Annotated in this window: 15 protein-coding genes and 1 pseudogene; 11 read left to right on the plus strand and 5 right to left on the minus strand. The window is 73.2% G+C overall.

The annotated features are described in order from the left end of the window. Positions 1 to 85 precede the first annotated feature (85 nt). The 9 genes from ACN28G_RS11090 to ACN28G_RS11130 all read left to right on the plus strand — a co-directional run bounded on the left by ACN28G_RS11090 (position 86) and on the right by ACN28G_RS11130 (position 10322). Positions 86 to 1147: a zinc-binding alcohol dehydrogenase gene (locus tag ACN28G_RS11090; RefSeq protein WP_091438327.1), complete on the plus strand. Its 1062-nt coding sequence runs from the start codon at positions 86 to 88 to the stop codon at positions 1145 to 1147. Between the two features lie 5 nt (positions 1148 to 1152). After that, positions 1153 to 2718 (plus strand): amidohydrolase, encoded by a 1566-nt coding sequence (locus ACN28G_RS11095; protein ID WP_421479050.1) that lies wholly within the window; start codon positions 1153 to 1155, stop codon positions 2716 to 2718. Further along, entirely contained in the window at positions 2715 to 4274 is a 1560-nt protein-coding gene (locus tag ACN28G_RS11100; RefSeq protein WP_421479051.1) for a lysine 5,6-aminomutase subunit alpha, read from the plus strand. Before ACN28G_RS11095 ends, ACN28G_RS11100 begins: the two co-directional genes overlap by 4 nt. After that, positions 4271 to 5038, plus strand: a complete 768-nt coding sequence (locus ACN28G_RS11105) for an OAM dimerization domain-containing protein (RefSeq protein WP_421479052.1) — start codon at positions 4271 to 4273, stop codon at positions 5036 to 5038. Before ACN28G_RS11100 ends, ACN28G_RS11105 begins: the two co-directional genes overlap by 4 nt. Positions 5039 to 5139: 101 nt before the next feature. Beyond that, positions 5140 to 5520, plus strand: coding sequence for a hotdog domain-containing protein (locus tag ACN28G_RS11110; protein ID WP_091446477.1), 381 nt, complete (start codon positions 5140 to 5142; stop codon positions 5518 to 5520). Beyond that, entirely contained in the window at positions 5517 to 6848 is a 1332-nt protein-coding gene (locus ACN28G_RS11115) for a glutamate mutase L (RefSeq protein ID WP_421479053.1), read from the plus strand. The genes ACN28G_RS11110 and ACN28G_RS11115 overlap by 4 nt, the downstream gene beginning before the upstream one ends. Positions 6849 to 7299: 451 nt before the next feature. Beyond that, entirely contained in the window at positions 7300 to 8907 is a 1608-nt protein-coding gene (lnt, locus tag ACN28G_RS11120; RefSeq protein WP_421479054.1) for an apolipoprotein N-acyltransferase, read from the plus strand. A 67-nt stretch (positions 8908 to 8974) separates the two neighbouring features. Continuing rightward, positions 8975 to 9754: a polyprenol monophosphomannose synthase gene (locus ACN28G_RS11125; protein WP_139135681.1), complete on the plus strand. Its 780-nt coding sequence runs from the start codon at positions 8975 to 8977 to the stop codon at positions 9752 to 9754. 52 nt (positions 9755 to 9806) lie between these two features. Further along, on the plus strand, positions 9807 to 10322 hold the full coding sequence (locus ACN28G_RS11130) for an FxsA family protein (protein WP_091438347.1): 516 nt from the start codon (positions 9807 to 9809) through the stop codon (positions 10320 to 10322). A 79-nt stretch (positions 10323 to 10401) separates the two neighbouring features. Here ACN28G_RS11130 and ACN28G_RS11135 read toward each other — a convergent pair whose 3' ends face one another. The 3 genes from ACN28G_RS11135 to ACN28G_RS11145 form a co-directional block, all read right to left on the minus strand. Beyond that, positions 10402 to 10743 (minus strand): RNA polymerase-binding protein RbpA, encoded by a 342-nt coding sequence (locus ACN28G_RS11135; protein WP_091446481.1) that lies wholly within the window; start codon positions 10741 to 10743, stop codon positions 10402 to 10404. A 139-nt stretch (positions 10744 to 10882) separates the two neighbouring features. Beyond that, complete coding sequence (locus tag ACN28G_RS11140; protein ID WP_421479055.1) at positions 10883 to 12028, minus strand: hypothetical protein; 1146 nt, start codon at positions 12026 to 12028, stop codon at positions 10883 to 10885. Positions 12029 to 12076: 48 nt separating this feature from the next. Further along, complete coding sequence (locus ACN28G_RS11145; RefSeq protein ID WP_421479056.1) at positions 12077 to 12727, minus strand: LysE family translocator; 651 nt, start codon at positions 12725 to 12727, stop codon at positions 12077 to 12079. Between the two features lie 69 nt (positions 12728 to 12796). On the opposite strand from ACN28G_RS11145, the gene ACN28G_RS11150 reads away from it, so the two are divergent. Then, the gene (locus ACN28G_RS11150; RefSeq protein WP_421479057.1) at positions 12797 to 13129 is read left to right on the plus strand and encodes a Clp protease N-terminal domain-containing protein; all 333 of its coding nucleotides are present in this window, start codon (positions 12797 to 12799) and stop codon (positions 13127 to 13129) included. Positions 13130 to 13190: 61 nt separating this feature from the next. Beyond that, positions 13191 to 13862: pseudogene (locus ACN28G_RS11155) on the plus strand (asparaginase domain-containing protein); the annotation flags it as partial. A gap of 239 nt (positions 13863 to 14101) precedes the next feature. Here the strand turns inward: ACN28G_RS11155 and ACN28G_RS11160 are convergent. Then, on the minus strand, positions 14102 to 15157 hold the full coding sequence (locus tag ACN28G_RS11160; RefSeq protein WP_421479058.1) for a LacI family DNA-binding transcriptional regulator: 1056 nt from the start codon (positions 15155 to 15157) through the stop codon (positions 14102 to 14104). A gap of 28 nt (positions 15158 to 15185) precedes the next feature. Then, the gene (locus ACN28G_RS11165; protein WP_421479059.1) at positions 15186 to 17660 is read right to left on the minus strand and encodes a beta-glucosidase family protein; all 2475 of its coding nucleotides are present in this window, start codon (positions 17658 to 17660) and stop codon (positions 15186 to 15188) included. Between the last annotated feature and the right edge of the window lie 35 nt (positions 17661 to 17695).

Consider the following 17695-nt stretch of genomic DNA (forward strand, 5'->3'; position numbering starts at 1 on the left):
TTATTCGGTTGAGAAATTAGTCTGCCGTAAGTTTTCCCGCTGTGCGAGCCTGGGGCGGGGTTTCGGTCGGCTGGGGGAGGTTGGCGTGACGTCACCGGTTGGTCTGCACCGGGTCGTGGAGCCGGTGGGCGTGCTGCCGCAGGCGGCGTGGCGGTTGGACGCCGACCCCGCGGTCGGGGCGAACGAGGTACGGGTCCGGGTGCAGCGGTTGAACCTGGACGCGGCGAGCTTTCGCCAGCTCTGGGAATCCCATGGCGGGGATGGGGAGAAGGTCCGCGCCGAGGTGCGGGAGATCATCGCGGCCCGGGGCAAGATGCAGAACCCGGTGACCGGTTCGGGTGGGATGTTGATCGGCACGGTCGAGGAGGTCGGCCGGCGGTCACCGTTGGGGTTGCGGCCCGGGGACCGGGTGGCGACGTTGGTGTCGTTGACCTGGACACCCTTGACGATCACCGACGACCTCGTCGGGTGGGACGGCTGCAGCGAGCAGGTGCCGTGCGACGGCTACGCCATCCTGTTCGCGCGGTCTCTGGCGGCGGTGTTGCCGGCGGATCTCGACCCGGAGCTGTCGCTGTCGGTGTTGGACGTGTGTGGGGCGCCGGCGTTGACCGCGCGGGTGGTCGCCGAGCAGGTGGCCCGGCGGGAGCGCGAGGGGGATGCGCGTCCGGTGTCGGTGGCGGTGATCGGTGGTGCCGGTAAGAGCGGGTCGCTGTCGTTGGCGGCGGCGCGGCGGGCGGGTGCGGGTCGTACCGTCGGGGTGGTGCCGGTGGCGGCGCAGCGCGACGCGCTGGTGGCGGCGGGCCTGGCGTCGGTGGTGGCGGTGGCCGACGCGCGGGATCCGGTGGCGTTGTCGACGGCGGTGACCACGGCGTTGGGGACGCCGGCGGACGTGACCGTGGTCTGTGTGGACGTGCCGGGGTGTGAGCACGGCGCGGTGTTGGCCACGGCGGACGGCGGCACGGTGGTGTTCTTCTCGATGGCGACGAGTTTCGCGGCGGCCGCGCTGGGTGCCGAGGGGTTGGCGGCGGACGTGACGATGCTGGTGGGCAACGGGTACGTCCCGGGGCACGCGGAGTTGGCGTTGGAGTTGGTGCGCGCGGAGCCGGGGGTGCGTGGGCTCTTCGAGGCGCGGTTGGCGGCAGACTGACCGCCATGACGATTGCCTCGACGTTGTACCGCGGTGGAGTGCTGCACTGTCCGGCGGAGCCTGGCGCGACGGCGCTGTTGGTGCGTGATGGTCGGATCGCCTGGTTGGGGGTGGACGCCGACGCGCCGGTGGCGGACCGGGTGGTGGAGTTGGACGGGGCGTTGGTGACGCCGGCGTTCGTGGACGCGCATGTGCACGTGACGGACACGGGGTTGGTGTTGTCGGGCCTGGACCTGTCGGCGGTGCGGTCGGCGGGGCAGTTGTTGGACGCGGTGGCGGTGTTCGCGGCGGTGCTGCCGGCCGACGCGGTGGTGTTGGGTCATGGCTGGGACGAGTCGCGGTGGGCTGACGCGGTGTTGCCGGATGCCGATGCGGTGGGTCGGGCGGCGGGTGGTCGGCGGGTGTATCTGTCGCAGGCCTCGATTCACTCGGCGTTGGTGTCGCGGGCGTTGTTGGCGGCGTGTCCGCAGGTGGTGGGGGTGGCGGGGTACGACGTGTCGGGGTGGTTGCGGCGGGACGCGCATCACGTGGTGCGGGCGGCGGCGCAGGGTGCGGTGTCGCGGGCGCAGCGGGTGGCGGCGCAGCGGGTGGCGTTGCGGCAGGCGGCGTCGGTGGGGATCGCGGCGGTGCACGAGTGTGGTGGTCCGGAGATCTCCGACGAGGAGGATTTCACGGGTCTGTTGGCGTTGTCGGGGGTCGGGGTGCCGGAGGTGTACGGGTACTGGGGTGAGTGGGGTGGTGCGCGGCGGGCCCGGGAGTTGGGTGCGGTGGGTGCGGGTGGGGATCTGTTCGTGGACGGGGCGTTGGGGGCGCGCACGGCGCAGTTGTCGGTGCCGTATGTCGACGGTGGGGGTTGTGGGCACGGTTATCTGAGTGCCGAGCAGGTTCGTGATCATTTGTTGGGGTGTGCGGAGTACGGGTTGCAGGGTGGTTTCCACGCGATCGGTGACGCGGCGTTGTCGACGGTGTTGGCGGGGTTGGCGGGGGCGGCGCAGCGGTTGGGTACGGATCGGGTGCGGGCGGCGCGGCATCGGGTGGAGCACGCGGAGTTGGCGGACCGGCGGTTGATCGCGGGGTTCGTGGAGTTCGGGGTGGTGGCGTCGATGCAGCCGGCGTTCGACCGGTTGTGGGGTGGTGCGGGTCGGATGTACGAGTCGCGGTTGGGGTTGGCGCGGTCGTTGGCGTCGAATCCGGTGGGTGCGATGCATTCGGTGGGGGTGGCGTTGGCGTTCGGGTCGGATTCGCCGGTGACGCCGTTGGATCCGTGGGGTTCGGTGCGGGCGGCGGTGGCGCATCACAGTGCGGCGCAGCGGATGAGTGTGCGGGCGGCGTTCGCGGCGCATACCCGGGGTGGGTGGCGGGCGGTGCGGATGGATCGTGAGGGGGTGTTGGCGTTGGGTGCGCCGGCGACGTTCGCGGTGTGGTCGACGCCGGCGGGGGTGTCCGGTGGTCTGCCGGTGTTGGAGGCGGCGGATCCGGAGGTGCGGGGGGTGGGGGATCCGACGCCGTTGCCGGTGTGTCGGGCCACGGTGTTGCGGGGTGACGTGATCTATCAGGAGGGGGTGTCGTGACGGGCAAGCTGGGGCTGGATCCGGTGGTGGTGGGCCGGGCGCGGGAGTTGGCGCGTCGGGTGGGGCAGCCGGTGGTGGATCTGGCGCGTAGCCACACGACGGTGTCGGTGGAGCGGGCGGTGTTGCGGCTGGCGGGGGTGTCGGGGGCGGATCCGGATGGTATTCCGTGGGTGAACCGGCTGGTGGACGCGGTGGTGGCCGATGTGGGGTTGGGTAGCGGGGTGGCGTTGCCGGTGTTCGACGCGCTGGCGCGGGAGGGCGTCGGGGATGTGACGTTGTTGGCGCAGTTGGCGGCGTCCGGGTCGGTGCGGTTCGAGGTGCCGGTCGGGAAGGCCGCGACGGTGGCGCGGCGGGTGTCGCGGCGGGCGGTGGCGGCGGGGGTCCGGCGGATCGACAGGCGTCGGGTGGAGCGGGATCGCCTGGTCAAGCGGTTCGGGGATCCGCCGCGGCGGCCGTGGATCTATCTGATCGTGGCGACGGGGGACATCTACGAGGACATTCCGCAGGCGCAGGCGGCGGCGCGGGCGGGTGCGGACGTGATCGCGGTGATCCGGTCGACGGGGCAGTCGTTGTTGGACTATGTGCCGGAGGGGGCGACCCGGGAGGGGTTCGCCGGGACGTACGCGACGCAGGAGAACTTCCGGTTGATGCGGGCGGCGCTGGACGAGACGTCGAAGGAGCTGGGCCGGTACGTGCGGCTGACGAACTACGCGTCGGGGCTGTGCATGCCGGAGATGGCGACGTTGGCGGGTCTGGAGCGGCTGGACATGATGCTCAACGATTCGATGTACGGGATTCTGTTCCGCGACATCAACCCGATCCGCACGTTCGTGGACCAGCGGTTCTCGCGGCAGGTGCACGCGCGGGCGGGGATCATCATCAACACCGGTGAGGACAACTACCTCACGACCGCGGACGCGGTCGAGGAGGCGCACACGGTGACGGTGTCGCAGCTGTTGAACGAGTTCTTCGCGCACGAGGCGGGGCTGACCGACGACCTGCTGGGGTTGGGGCACGCGTTCGAGATCAACCCGGATGTGCCGGAGTCGTTGCGGTTGGAGTTGGCGCACGCGTTGTTGGCGCGGGAGTTGTTTCCGGATGCACCGTTGAAGTGGATGCCGCCGACGAAGCACATGACCGGTGACGTGTTCCGGGGGAATCTGCTGGACGGGTTCTTCAATCTGGTGGGTGCCATGACCGGTCAGGGCATCCTGCTGGTGGGGATGATGACCGAGGCGGTGGTGACGCCGTGGTTGTCGGATCGGGACATCGCGTTGCAGAACGTGCGGTACGTGTTGGGCGCGGCGGGTGGGTTGCATGAGGATTTCGTGCCGGCGCCGGGCGGGTTCGTCCAGCAGCGGGCGCACCGGGTGCTCGCCGACGCGGTGGAGTTGCTGGAGCGGATCGGGCAGCAGTCGTTGTTGACGGCGATCGCCGAGGGCACGTTCGGGATCATGAAGCGGCCGGCGGACCGGGGCAAGGGCCTCGACGGTGTCGCGCGGCACGAGGACGGCTACTACAACCCGGCCACGGAGATCCTGGAGTGCCCCTCATGAGTGAGCGCAGCGGGGGTGAGAAGCGGGTGGTGCGGCCGTACGGGGACACCACCGGTGACGGGATGGTGCAGGTGTCGTTCACGTTGCCGGTGGCGCATGACAAGCGGGCCGAGGGTGCGGCGGTGCAGTTGGCCAACCGGATGGGCCTGGACCCGGCGATGTTGGTGCACGCCAAGCCGATCGGTGACGGGTTCACGTTCTTCGTGGTGTACGGGCGGGTGAACCACCTGGTGGATCTGAACGCGGTGCAGGTGGTGGAGCGGGACTTTCCGTTGTTGGGCGCCAAGGAGGTCAACGCGGTGGTGAAGCGGCGGTTGCGGCGCAAGTTGTCGGTGGTGGGGGCGTGTATCGGTACGGACGCGCACACGGTGGGCATCGACGCGATCCTGAACGTCAAGGGCATCGCGGGGGAGAAGGGGCTGGAGTACTACCGGGAGTTGAAGGTGACGAATCTGGGCGCGCAGGTCAGTGTGCCGGAGTTGGTGGAGGCGGCCCGGGTGGAGCGGGCGGACGCGGTGTTGGTGTCGCAGGTGGTGACGCAGCGGGACGCGCATCTGCACAACACGCGGGAGATGTCGGCGGCGTTCCGGGAGGCGATGCCGACGGGGCGGCGGCCGTTGCTGATCGTGGGTGGTCCGCGGTTCGACGAGACGATGACCGGGGAGCTGGGGGTGGATCGGATCTTCGGTCGGGGCACCACCCCGGGTGAGGTCGCCAGTTACCTCGTCCACGCGTTGATCACGAGCAGGAAGGTCACGGCATGAGCGAGCGCACCGAGCGTAGCGAGGGCCACGAGTCCAGGCCCGACCAGCACGGCATGAGCGAGCGCACCGAGGGCCACGAGTCCGTGCCCGGTCAGCACCCCGTGGGTGATCCTCGGCTGGGTCTGACGGTCACCCATCGCCGGTACGTGCCGTACTCGCATGCGCACTATGCGGGGAACCTGGTCGATGGGGCGTACGTGTTGGGGTTGTTCGGGGATGTGGCCACAGAGGTGTGTATCCGTACCGATGGTGATGAGGGGTTGTTCGCCTCGTACGCGGATGTGCAGTTCCGGGCGGCGGTGCGCGCCGGTGACGTGGTGGAGGTGACGGCGACGGTGACGCGGGTGGGTTCGCGTAGTCGGGTGGTGGAGTTCGTGGCGCGGGTGGTGTGTCGGGGCAGTGGTGGGTCGGCGGCGCAGGTGCTGGTGCCGCCGTTGGTGGCGGTGACGGCGACCGGCACGGTGGTCGTGGCGGCGGCGTGAGGGTCGCGGTCTGCGCGGATGTGGGGTCGACGTTCACGAAGGTCGTGGTGGTCGACCTGGATGCCGGTGTGCTGGTGGGTGCGGCGTCGGTGCCGACGACGTCGGGTACGGATGTGCTGCACGGCCTGGACGCGGCGGTGGTGGCGGCGGGTGGGGGCCGGCCGGGTGGTGACGTGCCGTGGTACGTGTGTTCGTCGGCCGGTGGTGGGTTGCGGTTGGCGGTGGTGGGTCACGAGGAGTTGGTGACCGCGCGGGCGGGTCGGCGGGTGGGGTTGTCCGCGGGTGCGGATGTGGTGCACGTGGCGGCGGGGCGGTTGGGGGCGGCGCAGCTGTCGGCGTTGCGGGCGGCGCGTCCGGATGTGGTGTTGTTGACCGGCGGCACCGATGGTGGTGACGCGGAGGTGGTGACGCACAACGCGACGCGGTTGGCGCGGGCCCGGTGGCGGGTGCCGGTGGTGGTGGCCGGTAACGCGGCGGTGGGTGGGGCGTTGGGGCAGCTGTTGGCCGGTGCGGGGGTGCCGGTGACGGTGGCCGGGAACGTGTTGCCCCGGATCGGGGTGTTGGCGCCGGATTCGGCGCGAGCGGCGATCCGGGAGGTGTTCCTGCGGCATGTCATCGGTGGTAAGCGGCTGTCGCGGGGGTCGCGGTTCGCGCGGTTGGTGCGGGCGGCGACGCCGGATGCGGTGTTGACCGGGGTGGAGGTGCTCGCCGGGGTGGTGGGTGGGGATCTGCTGGTGGTGGATGTCGGTGGGGCGACCACGGACGTGTACTCGGTGTTGGTGCCGGATGAGCGGGCCGGTGGTCCGGGGCGGCAGGTGGCGGGGGCGTGGTGGCGGGCCCGGACGGTCGAGGGGGACCTGGGGGTGCGGTGGAGTGCGCCTCAGGTGGTGCGGGCGGCGGTGCGGGAGCGGCTGGTGGACGCCGACGAGCAGGTGGTGTTGGCCGCGGCGGCGCAGGCGCGGGCCGCGGAGGTGGGGTTCGTGCCGGTGGAGCCGGCGCAGCGGGCGGTGGACCGGCGGTTGGCGCAGTTGGCGGCGGTGGTGGCGGTGCGCCGGCATGCCCGGGGTGCCGCGGGTGGGGAGCGGTGGGGTCGGGATCTGCGGGATGTGCGGGTGGTGGTGGCCTCGGGTGGGGTGGTGCGCCATGCCGGCGGTGACGGGGTGCAGGTGGTGGCGGGGGTGCTCGCGGATCACGCCGGGGGGTGGGCGGTGCCGCGGGCGGCGCGGCCGGTGGTGGATGTGGAGTACGTGTTGGCGGCTGCGGGGTTGTTGGCGGTGGATCATCCGCAGGTGGCGCGGGAGTTGGTGGGTTGGGGGTTGCGCCGGTGAGCGGTTCGCCGCGGGCGAAGGTGGTGCGACACGCCGTGGCGCGGCACACGACAGGCCGGTGTGGGTTGACAACGGCGGGGGTCGGGGTCGTACCGTCTTTGAGTCCTACCACGGGAAGCGGCTGTTGTTCGCTTCGTCTCTTCGTCCGCTGGCCGAGCGACACGGTGCGATGTGTCGCGGCGGCCAGGTCCAGCGGGCGGGGGTCGGCGGGGCGGCGCGAACCGGTCGCGGTTACCGGTGTACGGGCAGGGTGAGGTGCACGGCCAGTAGACAACGGCCAGGCGTGGGGCAGCCAGTCCACGTCGGGTCGGTCCGAAGGTCGGCGTGCCGCATTCTCGCCCCACCGGCCGGGAAGGGCCTGGGAGCATCGGGGCGCGGCGTATGCCGCGCCCCGATTTCGTGTCCGTGGGGGCGCTCGGCGGGTGAGGTGGGGGCGGGTAATCTTCGGCCGGTGACGGTCGGGGAACGCGACGCGGTGCGGGTCGGGCGGGATGTGGCGTCGGTGGCGGGTGGCCCGGCGGGTCCCGTGCCGGTGTGGTGGGCGGTGCCGGGTGCGGTGTTGTCCGGGTTGGCGTTGTTGGTGGCGTTCCCGCCGTACGGGTGGTGGCCGTTGGCGCCGGTGGGGGTTGCCCTGTTGGCGGCGGTGACGCACCGGCGGCGGTTGCCGGCGGCGGCGGGTCTGGGGTTCCTGACCGGTGTGGTGTTCTTCGCGCCGTTGTTGGCGTGGACGAACCTGCACACCGGTTATCTGCCGTGGGTGTTGTTGTCGGTGTTCCAGGCCGGGTATGTGGCGGTGTTGGCGGTGGCCTCGGCATGGGTGTCGCCGGTGGTGGACCGGCTGCGGTGGGGTTGGCCGGTGGTGACCGGGGTGTTGTGGGTGGGTCAGGAGGCGCTGCGGGGTCGGGTGCCGTTCGGTGGGTTCCCGTGGGGGCGGTTGGCGTTCGGTCAGGACGACTCGCCGGTGCTGCGGTTGGCGGCGGTGGGTGGTGCGCCGTTGGTGACGTTCACGGTGGCGGTGCTCGGCGGGTTGCTGGTGTGGTTGGGGTGGCGGCGGTGGCCTGCGGGTGCGCGGGCGTGGCGGTCGGTGGCGGCGGTGGCCGTGGCGGTGGTGGCGGTGGCCGGGGTGGGGCTGCTGGTGCCGGTGGGGGTGCGTGGCGGTGGTGACCGGGTGACGGTGGCGATCGTGCAGGGCAACGTGCCGCGGTTGGGGTTGGATTTCAACGCCCAGCGGCAGGCGGTGTTGACCAACCATGTCGAGGCGACGTTGCGGTTGGCCGCGCGGGTCGACGGGGGTACGCAGCAGCGTCCGGACCTGGTGGTGTGGCCGGAGAACTCCAGTGACATCGACCCGTTGCGGGACGCCGGCGCGGGGGCGCGGATCTCGCAGGCCGCCGACGCGGTGGGCGCGCCGATCCTGGTGGGTGCGGTGTTGGCCGGTGACCAGCCGGGGCAGGTCCGCAACGCGGGCATCCTGTGGCGGCCGGGCAGCGGCGCCGATCTGGGGCAGGTGTACACGAAGCGGCATCCGGTGCCGTTTGCCGAGTACGTGCCGATGCGCCGGTTGGCGCGGATGGTCAGTGCGCAGGTCGATCGGGTGCGGGCGGATTTCGTGGCGGGTACGGAGCCGGGGGTGTTGGCCACGGGGCCGGCGGTGGTCGGTGACGTGATCTGTTTCGAGGTGGCCTACGACGCCCTGGTGCGGGACACGGTGGTCGGTGGGGCGCAGTTGTTGGTGGTGCAGACCAACAACGCCACGTTCGACGTGGCCGAGGCCCGTCAGCAGTTGGCGATGGTGCGGTTGCGGGCGGTGGAGCACGGCCGGGCGGCGTTGATGGCGTCCACGGTCGGTGTGTCCGGGTTCGTGACCCCCGACGGGCGGGTACTCGACGCCACCGGGTTCAACACCGAGGCGGTGGTGGTCCGGCAGATGCAGCTCGGTGACGGGCGGACGGTGGCCACCCGGGTGGGGGTGTGGCCGGAGGTGGCGTTGACCGTGTCAGCGTGCGCGGTGCTGGTGGCCGCGGCGGTGCTGCGGCGCCGGGCGGGCCGGGTGCGGTAGCCGACGACGGTGCCGTGCCGCCAGCCCCAGGCGTGGCCGGTGATCGACCGGCGGAGGCGGAGGAGTGGTGGGCGGAACGCACGGTCAGCCGGCGGTGGGCCACCTCGGGGTGGGGCGGGTGTTGGTGGTCATCCCGACCTACGACGAGGCCGACAACCTGCCGTCGGTGGTGGCGCGGCTGCACCGGGCGGCGCCGCAGGTGGAGGTGTTGGTCGCCGACGACAACAGTCCCGACGGCACCGGGCGGATAGCCGAGGCGATGGCGGCGGCCGACCGGCGGGTGCACGTGTTGCACCGGCGGGGCAAGGAGGGGCTGGGGGCGGCGTATCTGGCCGGGTTCGCGTGGGCGCGTGAGCGCGGGTACGACGCGGTGGTGGAGATGGACGCCGACGGGTCGCACGCGCCGGAGGATCTGCCCCGGTTGCTGGCCGCGGCCCGGGACGCCGATGTGGTGATCGGGTCGCGGTGGACCGCCGGGGCGCGGGTGGTGAACTGGCCGGTGCGGCGGTTGTTGCTGTCGCGGGGTGGCAACCTGTATGCGCGGTGGGCGTTGGGGGTGCCGGTGTCGGATGCCACGGGTGGGTACCGGGTGTACCGCAGTGCGGCGTTGTCGGCGCTGAACCTGGAGTCGGTGTGTTCGCAGGGGTACTCGTTCCAGGTGGAGTTGTGCCGGTTGGCGCATCGGGCGGGGTTGCGGATCGTGGAGGTGCCGATCACGTTCGCCGAGCGGGAGCGGGGGGCCAGCAAGATGAGCCCGTTGATCGTCGCGGAGGCGTTGTGGCGGATCACCGGGTGGGCGGTGCGGGACCGGCGGCGTGCTCCGGTCCGGCAGGTGCGGTGGCCGTGAGGCACGGCGTGTCATGCTGGAGGGGCGAGGACGTCGACGCAGATGAGGTGACATGCGCCGAGGACTGAGGTTCGTGCCGCTGGGGATGCTGCTGGTGGTGGTCGCGGAGGTGGCGGTTTTCGTCGCGGTGGGCCGGTGGATCGGGTACCCGTCGGCGTTGCTGCTGGTGTTCGCGGCGTCGTTGGTGGGTCTGGTGTTGCTGCGCCGTGAGGGGATGCGGGCGTGGCGGGGGTTCCGGGCGGCTGCGGAGTCGGGTCAGCCGCCGGGTCGGCAGGTCACCGACGGCCTGTTGGGGTTGTCGGGGGCGTTGTTGTTGGCCACGCCGGGGTTGTTCAGTGGTGTGGTGGGGTTGGTGTTGCTGGTGCCGCCGGTGCGGCGGCTGGCCGGTGTCGGGGTGCAGCGGGCCGCGGAGCGTCGGGTGTCGTCGATGGTGGCCGGTGACCTGTTCGGGCCGCGCAAGGTGCGGGTGTACCGGGGTGCCGCCGAGGAGCAGCCGGTGGCGCCGGAGCCGGTGGTCGACGCGGGTCGGGCCATCGAGGGTGAGATCGTCGAGCCCGGCCGGCACTGAGGCTGGCACCGGGCTGCCTGCCCGCAGATGCGTCTCGCCCCGGACAGCGGTGCTGTCCGGGGCGAGGGTGTGCTGGCGGTCAGGCGCGGCCGCGGCGGGTGCGGACCTCCTGCAGCCGCTCGGCGAGGATGTCTTCCAGTTCGGCGACGGATCGCCGTTCCAGGAGCATGTCCCAGTGGGTGCGTGGCGGCTTGGCCTTCTTCTGCTCCGGCTCGTTGCCGTCGACCAGCCGGGCCACGCTGCCGTCGAACTTGCATTCCCAGGTCACCGGGACCTCGGCGTCGACGGCGAACGGCACCTCGAACTGGTGGCCCTTGGCGCAGAGGTACTCCCGGGTCTGGCGCGGCGCGAGCTCCGTGTTGCGGTCGGATTCGTAGCTGACCGCACCCAGACGGCTGCCGCGCAGCATGCGCTCGCCCATGATCGACTTCCCCTCGTTCGTGGTGCTGGACTTCTCGGTGTAACGGTGCGTGGTCGTCGGGCCATTCCCGCCCACGGTGATGGTCGTCGTGTCGCGCGGGCCCACCCCAGGGTAGCCGGCCCGCGCCGTCGGCGGCGGATCAGCCGGGTCGGGGCGCACCGAGCCGCGCCAGGGCCGAGGCCAGGTCACTGACCTGGTCGACCAGTTGCGCGGTGCGTCGGGTGGCCTGGTCCCGGTCGTCCTCGGCCGCACGCAGCCGGGCCTGCAGGTCACCCAGGCGCTGCTCGGCGGCGGCGGCGGCCTGCCGGGCCAGGCTCAGGTCGGCGGCGAGTCCGTCGGCGCGGGCCGTGGCCGTGGCGACCTCGACGCGGGCCTGCTCGGCCTCGGCGCGGGCGGTGTCGCGGGCCGCACCGGCCTGCGCCACGGCGTCGGTGGCCTCGGCGACGTGCTGGCGCAGCCGGTCGGCCTCGGCGCGCACCGTGGCGATCTCGGCGGTCAGGTCGGCGGCGTCGGTGCGCGCGGCGGCCAGGTCGGCGTGGGCCTGGGTGAGCGCGGCGCGTACCTGCTCGGCGTGGCCGGTGGCCTCGTCGGCCACGGCGGTCACCCGGGCGACCTCGGCGCGGGCGGTGTCGCGTTCGGTGGTCAGCTCGGCGGTGCGGTGCCGCTCGGTGTCGACCTCGGCGCGCACGGTACGCAGCTCGTGGCGGGCGGCGTCACGGTCGCGTTCGGCCTGCACCCGCAGCGCCTGCGCGGCGCTGGTCTCGCGGTGGGCGGTGTCGCGGGCCTGCTCGGCCTGCTCGGCCCGGTCGACGGCCGCGGCGGCCCGGGCGGTGGCCTGGTCGGCGGCCTGGCGGGCGTCGGCGGCCTCGGCTACGGCGGCCTCGGCCTGCTGGCGGGCCTTCGTGGCGTCGGCGCGGGCGGTGTCGGCGTCGGTGCGGGCCTCGTCGCGTTCGGTGTGTGCCTGGGCGATCTGCGCGGCGGCCTCGGCGCGTAGCTGGGCGAGTTGCCGTTCCACGCCGGTGGGGGACAGCTCGGCGTGCAGGGTTTCGGTGAGGGTCGCCACGATCTGGTCGAGGCGGTCGACGGCCTCCCAGGTGCGGGCCACCTGCCCGGGCAGGCCGGGGGCGTGGCGGTGACGCATCCGGGTGTTGCGGGAGGCCCGCTGGCAGGCGCCGTCGTTGTCGCGGCAGTACCGGAACGGGCGGCCCGCGCCGACGCGCTGCGGCACGTCACGTCCACAGTGGGCGCAGGGGCGGGTGTCGGTGGTGGGGTGCGGGTCGTCCATCGGGGTCGAAGTCTAGCGCCGGTGGTCGACGCCCGGGCGGGGCGCGGGTCAGCCGGTGGCCACGGCGGCCCGGGACCGGTCGGTGGCGATGCGGACCGCCAGGGCGGCCAGGACGCTGCCCATGACGTAGCGCTGCACGCGCAGCCAGCCGGGGCGGGTGGCCAGGAAGGCGGCGATGGTGCCGGCGCCGAGCACGATCAGCGTGTTGACGGTCAACGCCACGACGATCTGGGTGGCGCCGAGGATGAGGCTCTGCACCGCCACCGGGGCGCCCTGCGGGTCGATGAACTGGGGCAGCAGCGACACGTACAGGATGGCGATCTTCGGGTTGAGCAGGTTGGTGACCAGGCCCATGGTGAACAGCCGGCGGGCCGGGTCGGCCGGCAGGGGTGTCGGGGTGAACACCGAGGTGCCGCCGGGGCGCAGGGTGCGCCAGGCCAGCCAGAGCAGGTAGCCGGCGCCGGCCAGTTTGACCACCAGGTACAGGGTGGGGACCAGCACGAAGACGGTGGCGATGCCGGCCACGGCGGCGAGCAGGTAGACCCCGAAGCCGGCGGCGACGCCGAGCAGGGAGACCAGTCCGGCGCGGCGGCTCTGGGCCACCGAGCGGGAGACCAGGTAGACCATGTTGGGCCCGGGGGTCAGCACCATGCCGAGGGCGACCAGTGCGATGCCCACCATCGCTGCCGTGCTGACCATCGCGACGCCCCGCTTTCCCCGCCGGTGTGTGCCGGTGGTGACTCTACCGACGACGACCGACGCTTCAGCGTGGCCGCGGCCAACGCCCTGGAGCTGACGGTGACCGAGGCGATCGCCCTGGGACACAACTACGTCGGCTGTGAACACCTGCTGCTCGGGTTGGTCACCGAGCCCGACGGGGCCGCCGGGCAGGTGCTGCGCACCGCCGGCGCCGAGGCGCGACTGACCCACCGGGCGGTCACCGCGGCCCTGGCCGGCTACGCGCACCTGCGCGCCCAGGCACCGGCGCCCACCCCGGCCGGCGACCCGGCGCGGCTGCTCGCCGCCCTCGACGAGCGCCTGCGTCCCCTGCTGGCACGCATCGACGGGCTGGAACGACGCCTGGACTCCCACCGGCCATGACCGACACCGGAAGGGAACTCCGGTGACCACCCGGATCCTGATGCTGGCCACCGGCGACACCATGGCCCACGCCCGCCGTGGCGACACACCGGTGGTGCTCACCGGCGCCGAACTGCTGGCCACGGCCGGCCCACCCCCGCCGGGCACCGAGGTCGACGTGCGGGACCTGACCGTCGGCCCCAGCTGGGACCTCGACAGCGGCGACCAGCTCACCCTGGCCCGGCGGGTCCGCGCCGGACTGCTCGACGACGGCCACGACGCGGTGGTGCTCACCCACGGCATCGACACCGTCGAGGAGACCGCCTTCCTGACCGACCTGCTGCTGGCCCCGGACCTGCCCGGCACGGTGGTGCTGGCCACCGCCGTACGGCGCGCCCACCAGCGTGACGCCGACGCACCGGCCGCCCTGCGTACCGCGCTCACCGCCGCCGCCGACCCGGCGCTGCGCCACCACGGGGTGCTGGTGTGCGCCGACGGTGACCTGCACGCCGCCCGTTGGGTCACCACCGGCGGCCACACCGCCCTGACCTCCGCACCGCACCCACCGGTGGCCCGCCTCGACGACGGCCGGATCCGCATCGTCGGCACGCCGCCGCCACGCCCACCGGGCCCATCCGGGCAGCCTGCCCGCGACGTGGCGCTGATCAGGTGCTACCCCGGCATCGACGCGACCCTGGTGACCGCGGCCGTCGACGCCGGAGCCGCCGGCATCGTGCTGGAGGGCACCGGGGTCGGCAACGTGCCGGTCGGCCTGCTGGGCGCGGTCGCCGAGTGCACCGAGTGGGGCATCCCCGCCGGTGGTGGCCGCCCGCCGCCGAAGCGACGGCCACGACTGGGGCGACCTGCTGCCCCCCGACGGGCTCGCCGCCGGCATGGGTGCCATCCACGCCCGGGACCTGCCCGCCGGCAAGGCCCGCCTGGCGTTGATGGTGGCCCTCGGCGGCGGTGGGGTCGAGGCGGTGCGGCAGTGGTTCAGCCAGCTGTGACCGGCACCGCCGGTGGGCCGGGCCGCACCGGAGCGGCGGTGCTGTCGCGTACGGTCAACCGTGGTGCCAGCAGAGTGGCCGGCGGCACCACCTCGTCACGCAGCTTGCCCATCAGCAGGTGCACCGCCTGACGGGCCAGCTCCTCGGCCGGCACCGGCACCGAGGTGACCATCGGGCTGGCCTGCTCGGCGAACTGGTCCGGGCAGATGCCCACCACCGAGACGTCCTGCGGCACCCGTCGACCCAGCCCCGGCAACGCGGCCAACACCGGGCCGACCGCCGCCTCGTTCTGCACCACCAGCGCCGACAGGTCCGGATGCTGCTCCCACAGCTCCACCAACGTCTGGCGCACCGCCGCCGCGCCCTCCTCGCAGGGCCGGGCCACCGCCTGCACACCACACGCCGCGGCGGCCTCGACGACACCGGCCCGGGTACGGTGGGCAAACCCGGTGCCCCGGTCGTAGACGGCAGCCGGGGCGCCCAACAGGGCGATCCGCCGGTGTCCCAGCCCCGCCAGGTGCTGCACGCAGAGCTGACCGGCCTGGTGGAAGTCCAGGTCCACGCAGGTCAACCCGGCGGCGTCGGCGGGAAAGCCGATCAGCACACTGGGCCGGGCCAGCTCCCGCAGCAGCGGCACCCGGCAGTCGTCCAGCTCCACGTCCATCAGCACGATGCCGTCGACCATGGCGCTGGCCGCGATGCGCCGCAGTCCGGCCGGGCCCTCGTCGGAGGTCACCAGCAGCACGTCGTGGTCGAAGCCCCGGGCGGTGGTCACCACCGCCATGGCGAACTGCATCACCACCGGCACCTGCATCCCGGAGCGCAGCGGCAGCACCAACGCGATCACGTTGGCCCGGCGGCTGGCCAGGGCCCGTGCCCCGGCGTTGGGGTGGTACCCCAACGCCCGGACGCTGGCCAGCACCCGGTTGCGGGTGACCTCGGAGATGGCCCGTTTGCCGCTGAGCACGTACGACACGGTGCTGCCGGCCACCCCGGCGTGCCGGGCGACGTCGGCGATGGTGACCTGGTCGGGTGACTTCACCGGCCGCACCGCCGAGCGGTCGTGGGGCTCACCGCTGGCCGCCGCTGCGCATCGCCGGCACGACCTCGGTCCGGGTCGCCGGTTCGTCGGCCCGGACCGCGACCGTGCCGACCAGCCGCACGTCCCGGCAGGAGCGGCCGACCAGGACACTGTGGGTGGCGGTCTCCACCACGTGGGCCTCGCGGGACTCGTCCCAGTAGCCCAGGTCCGCCGCGCGCAGCCGCAGCCGGACCACCCGCCGCTGCCCGGGATCCAGGCTGACCCGGGCGAAGTCACGTAGCTGCCGCAACGGCTGTTTGACCGCCGAGCGGCGCTGGCGGGTGTAGAGCTGCACCACTTCCTCGCCGGGGCGGCTCCCGCTGTTGGTGACCTCGACGCTCACCACGACCTCCTCACCCACGGTCATCGTCGTCGCGCTCAGGTGAAGATCAGCGTAGTCGACGGTGGTGTAGCTCAGCCCGTGGCCGAACGGGTACAGCGGGTCGCCCCGGTGGTACAGGTAGGTGGCGTCGGCGCCGATGACGTCGTAGTCGAGCAGGTCGGGCAGGTCTGCGGCGTCGGCGTACCAGGTCTGGGTGAGCCGGCCGGCCGGCTCGGTCTCGCCGGTCAGCACCGCCGCCACCCCCGTGCCGTGTTCCTGGCCGCCGTGGGCCGACCAGAGCACCGCCGGCACGTGCCGGTCGGCCCAGCCGACGGCGTAGGGGTAGCTGCTGGTGAGCACCAGCACGGTACGGGGGTTGGCCGCGCGTACCGCCCGCAGCAGCGCCTCCTGCGCCGCGGGCAACGCCAGGTCGACGCGGTCCTCGGTCTCCCGTCCGTTGACCATCGGATGGTTGCCCAGCGCCACCACGGCCACGTCGGCCGTGGCGGCCACCGCGGCGGCCTCGGCGGCGCCGTCGACGAGCAGGTCGACGGCGAACGCGGTGGCCTCGTGCGGCCCGGTGGCGTCGGCGCGCAGCACACCGTCGGTGCCGACGGTGACGTACCGGTCGCCGGCCACGTGGTGCAGCAGGACGGTGTGGTCGGGGCGGCGGTGCCAGCGGAACGTCTCCCGCACCACCCAGCCGCCGGGCCCCGGGCGGTCGTTGACCAGCCGCGCGTCGTCGTCGACGCCGACGTGCCGGCCGTTGGCCACCGACCGCAGCGCCAGCAGCCCGGCACCCCAGTCGAACACGTCGAAGCCGGCCGGGTCGGCGCCGAGGGTCAACGGGCCGCCGTCGGCGCCGGCCGGGCCGCCGACGTGCCGGTCGCCGAGGCGTAACGCGATCCGGTCCGCCCCGGCGTGGGTGGTCACCGCGGGCAGCCGCTGGGCCAGCCCGGCGTAGGTGGTGACCGCGTACGGCGGGGTGCCGCTGTACCAGTCCTGGTACACCGTGTCGGCGAGCGGGCCGAGCACCGCCACCTGACCGGTGGTGGCCGGGTCCAGGGGCAGCAGCCCGTCGTTGCGCAGCAGCACGACCGACCGGGCGGCGGCGGTACGCGCCAACTGCCGGTGCGCCGGACCGTCGAGCGCCTGCGGTGCCGGGTGGGCCCACGGGTCGTCGGTGTCGGGGCCCAGGTCGCCCAGGTGGGCCCGGACGGTCAGGATCCGCCGGACGGCCCGGTCCACGTCGGCCTCGGTGACCAGGTCGCGGCGCAGCGCCTCGGTCAGCCGGTTGATGGTGGGTGCGCTGTCGGTGTCGTCCTCGGTGAAGCTGTCGATGCCGGCGCGTAGCGCGGCGGCGAACCCGGCGACGTGGTCGGGCAGGTGGGCCTGCACGCCGGCGATGTTGGTCACCGCGCCGGCGTCGCCGACGACCATGATCTCCGTCGGCGCCCACCGGCGCAGCTGCTGGGCGATCAGCGGGCTCAGGTGCGCCGGGATCCCGTTGACCAGGTTGTAGGAGGCCATCACCGCCACCGCCGCGCCGGCGGCCAGGGGGGCGCGGAAGGCCGGTAGTTCGTACTCGTGCAGCACCCGGGCGGGCAGGTCGCTGCTGGTGGTGGCCCGGTCGGTCTCGTTGTTGTAGCCGCAGAAGTGCTTCAGGGTGGGTGCGGTACGCCACCGGTGGGGGTCCTCGCCGCGCAGGCCCCGGGCGTAGGCGGTGGCGAGCAGGCCGGTCAGCCACGGGTCCTCGGCCCAGCCCTCCTCGTTGCGGCCCCAGCGGGGGTCGCGCAGCGGGTTGACCACCGGCGCCCACACGTTGAGCCCGACCCTGTCGGGGTCGTGGTGGTGTCTGACGCGTACCTCGGTGCCGACGGCGGCGCCCACGGCCCGGATCAGCTCGGCGTCCCAGGTGCTGGCCAGGCCGATCACCTGGGGGAAGACCGTGGCCGGGCCGAGCCAAGCCACCCCGTGCAGGGCCTCGGTGCCGGTGCGGAACGGCGGCAGGCCGAGCCGGTCCACCGGCGCCTGCCACTGGTGCAGCAGACCGAGTTTCTCCGGCAGGGTGAGCTGGCCCAGCAGGTCGTCGACCCGGGCGGCGGGCCACGGGTCGGTGCTGCGGTCGGTGTGGTCGGTCATGGCGGTTGCCTTCCGTGCTCGCCGCACGTCCGGCG

Origin of the sequence: Micromonospora sp. WMMA1923 (assembly GCF_049179195.1) — a bacterium.
In the GTDB taxonomy this organism is placed as follows: domain Bacteria; phylum Actinomycetota; class Actinomycetes; order Mycobacteriales; family Micromonosporaceae; genus Micromonospora; species Micromonospora yangpuensis.